General features: G+C 57.9%; 2 pseudogenes. Both read right to left on the minus strand.

The features are described 5' to 3' along the window. Positions 1-1366: pseudogene (locus tag QCM77_RS45330) on the minus strand (hypothetical protein); the annotation flags it as partial. A gap of 1206 nt (positions 1367-2572) precedes the next feature. Then, positions 2573-3600 (minus strand): annotated as a pseudogene (locus tag QCM77_RS45335) (IS110 family RNA-guided transposase). Positions 3601-4099: the final 499 nt, after the last annotated feature.

Here is a 4099-nt window from a genome sequence, read left to right on the forward strand (position 1 = left end):
GACTCACTATGCTCTCTCTACCCGTGGTTCGGAGCCAATCACTGAACTTACGTTGCGCCCAAGCAGTATTCCGCACATCTTTCTTTTTCGATTGGGAAGCCGGGTCGGATCCGAGCTTGCTTAGCTGGTCCTTGGCTACGCCATCGATGATGCTGGCGTCGCTCTCATAAGCACTCAAAGTACGGCGCTCCATGACGCGTTGCCCGGGTCCGAGTGTTTCGAACCCTCCCCCGTCAGGCAGAAGCCTTCGGAGATGATTCAGGGCCGTAAGGAGGCGGCCCTTGGGGTCATTCTCCTCGCCGTAGGCCATGATGTCCTCGGCTAATTCGTCGGTCCGAAACCGAGAAGTCAGGGACGGCTTCTGTTTGGTTGTGAGCCACCCAGCAAAGTGCTTAAGAATCTCCGTATGAGGCCTAATGGTTTTGTGGGCAACATTATTTGCCCGGGCTACTGCCGCGAACTGGCGAATGAGTAGTGCGTCTCCGGTAGGAGGCGGCGGAGAAGGAGCAGGAGGAGGCAACAACTCGCCGGCGCGGGACTTCCGAAGCGCTTCCAATTCCGTATGCACTCGCTTTGTGCCCCCCGCATTCACAAATTCATTCGCACGGGTCTTCAACTGAGTAGGGTTTGCGAGCAGGCTAGCCAGTGTCACGTTGTTGGACTTTAAAAAGTCGCTGAACTGGCTCAGATGTTCCACCATCTTCTGAATGCTACTGGGAGCATAACTGTTTGCAGCCGCGCGCGCGAACTCGGAAATGAGGGCCGCGTCCTCTTCGGACGCGCGGCTGCGCTTGTAGCAATCGATACGAAGCTCTGAATAGACCACAACTGACGCTGGGCCGCCGAACGACTTTTCACCGCGACTTCCTCCGAAGACTTTGCCGAGCCCTGATTTAACGCGAGAAAACAGTCCTCCGCTCTTCTTATCCCTTGTCCGCGCGACGGGTTCCGGTTCCGATGGTGCTGTATAGCGCGTGCTGCTGAATAGCCTGTCACGCACGTCAGACTGCGATGCCCCAGCAGCTGAGCCAACAAGGTGAGCGCGAGGCAGATCTACGCTGTAGCGCGTGCTATTGAAAGAGTTACCCCGAAGGTTGGACTGCGGCGGCATCCGCATCGAACCGCCAACGTCAGTGCGCTGGATACTGTCATGCGCCTTTGCGGGTCGGGTGTCGGGCGAACTTAGCTCAGCCGAGCTCTCATCAGGGGAGCCGAGTTGCAGCTCGCCCAACTGCTGCTCAAAGCCAACTTGACCCGCAGGCTCATTATCCGACTCTTGCCGCGCACGCTGCAGCTCTTGCTGGTCAGCGTACCAATGCGTCCAATAATTCGGATCGTTATAGCTCGGTTCTATATCACCCTCCACAGATGAGATGACTCTTCATAGCTGCCCCAGAGCCAAACTCGGGTGCACTGATCACAAAGACTCCAGCTTCAGAAAGCCGATTGCCGAGACCGGCAACCAAAACAAGAGGACCGTCGTCGCGCGCCGCTCCGAGTTCGCGCATTACTCACACCGCCCCGGCCTTAACTGCCGCAGACGAACCCGCTGGCCTCCTGGGCAGCAGGTGGCCGCGCGCGCCAAAAAAAACGACGATCCCTTCATGAAAGAGGCCTGGATTCTCGTCGCGGCTTGCACTCGCAACAGCCGGAGACAGGGAAGGACAGATATTTGCCCGATCGGAAGGCAAGGCAACAGCGTTGGCGCTCCCTGCACGAAAGCGCGGCATCCGGCACATCGGGATCGAACTCGCGGCCGCCCGGCTGCGGAAAGGCGCCCGATTTGATCTCGAACTGCACGTGCTGCTTCAGCTTCAATTGACCGCCCCACATTCCGTACGAGCCGACTTCGATTCAGGCCTGCGCAGCAACAGACTCGGGCGCACCTTAGAACTCGAGACATTGAAACCCCTGCTTGCGATCACGAAACTTCTGAGACGATGACCGCCTGTATGATTTAGACTGTACAACCTGACGCTACGTAGGCTTCAAGTCCTTTCTGGCGGCCGTCGTGGCGAGGCTGGTTGGGTTGCATCCGCGTTTCAGGATGTGATAGATCGCCTCGCATCTTGCATTTTGATGATCTGCAGCTAAGCGCGTCAAATGGGCATTGCGGCGCTGCGCAACGAAAACGAACGCCTGAAGGCGCCTTTGGCGCAAACGCAGGCAGCCTTGAGCGAGCATCAGGGGACACTGGCTGTCAATCGGCCCTTTAATTGTGGGTTGTTGTCAAGCTGTCATTCGTTCTCTCCAGTGACACGCCGGTAGCGATTGCTCCGTCGGAGCTGGTCGGGGTTGCGGAGACGGAGCGATCGCGGATGGCGAGACGATCGCCTAGGGGGATTGGATAATCGATGTTGTTGGCGGCTTCACGTGATTGGGTTGATGTCGAAGCTGGGGTCATGGTCCTTTCCGAGGTTGCGAGCGCCTCATGATGATGTCCGGATCGGGCGCCTCAACGTTTGCAGCGGAGTGCGGACGAACCGCCACCAGCCGATTGACCGAGGTCGCCACGACTACCGTCCCAGCGGGACATCGCCAGTCCGACGAACCGGACCAGGAACTTGCAAGATTAGGCCTCCTTCGCCTGCCCCGTCGAACGATGTGCCGTCGACCCAGATGCAGTGCAGGATTACGGCGATCTTCCGGGCAATGGCTACCTTTGCCTTTCTCATGCCAATCCGCTTTGCGAGCTTCATGCCCCAGGCCTTGAGGGAAGACCATTTCTTTGTTCGGTACAGCAGAACGGTTGCGGCCTCGAACAGGTAAGTTCGGAGAAGTCGGTCGCCTCATCGGGATATCTTGCCGTTGGTGTCAGCTTCGCTAGATTGGTTGCGTCGCGGCGTAAGGCCCAGGTAGGCGCCGATCGTCGAGGCCGATCGGAAGCGCGAAGGGTCATCTGATCGTATGGCGGAACGTTAGGGCAGTCACGACGCCGACACCCGGGACGCTCATCAGACGACGCGTCGTCTCGTCCTGTTTTGCCAAACGGCGGACTTCGTCATCGAACTTGCTCTGTTGTTGACAGACGTTCTCATAGATCGACAAGAGCGGCGCTATCACGCTCAGGAGCTGATGATCATCGCCCAAGAGCTGGTGGACCTGGTGGCGGAACTGCAGGCCGATTGCGCGAGGGAACAATAATCCATACTCCTTGATCAGGCTACGAACCTGGTTTCTCGATATCCCGACGAATGGCCACGAGCCGAGATCTCGCGACGAGTATCGCGCGGATCTTCTGACTTTCCTCGCTCTTGACTTTGACTTCTCGATATCAGCCGACCCGCACCAGTTCGGCCAAACCTCGAGCATCATTCTGATCGCTCTTGTTCATGCGTACGGACAAAGCCGCGTGGGCATGACGCGCGTCGATGCAGACCACCGGAAGATCAACCCTACGAAGTTCATGCCATAGCCAACTCGCCATCGCCCCGGTCTCAGCCCGATGCGCTCCGCCTGTGGCGCCCGCTTGCGAAGCAGTGCCGTCAGCGCCCCCGGGTCGGACTTGGCCTTTCCCTCGAACAAGACTTGACCCACTTCGTTGACCACGCTTACTGACGTTTCCTTTTGCGAGACGTCCAGCCCAACATATTGCTTCATAGTCCCCTCCGATTCGCGAGATTGCGGAAGGCTTGAAGATAGCGGACCTTTCGAGCCGCGGGTGCCGACCGCAATTACGTCATCGTCTGCAATATTGGCTCTGACTCATATGTGGAACGGCCCGGGCACAAGATCTTTTTCTGGTAGAACAAGGGATGACGGTGCGGTCATATGTTCGGCCTGTGAATGCGGCGCCTGGCCGCTGGCCACGATGATATCCGCGGAAGCAATCGCCCAATCAATTTCTCGCGCTCGAAGCGCAGTGAGTCAGGCGGTCTGATTGCTACCGGGAATGACGTCATTCGAGGTTCATCCAGATTTGCACCTTGCCTCCTCGGCAGCTTTCTTCTTCCGCCGGAGAGCTCTTGAGATTAGCCCGTCCTATTCGTGAGAGTGCGGTTTTTGGTCGGATTGATGCGGCCGCACATCTCCTCTGACGAGGCGCACAGGACTGCCTTCGGCTTTTCACCGCCTGACGACCCGTACTTTGCAACGCGCT

Source organism: Bradyrhizobium nivariense (genome assembly GCF_029846695.2).
Classification (GTDB): domain Bacteria; phylum Pseudomonadota; class Alphaproteobacteria; order Rhizobiales; family Xanthobacteraceae; genus Bradyrhizobium.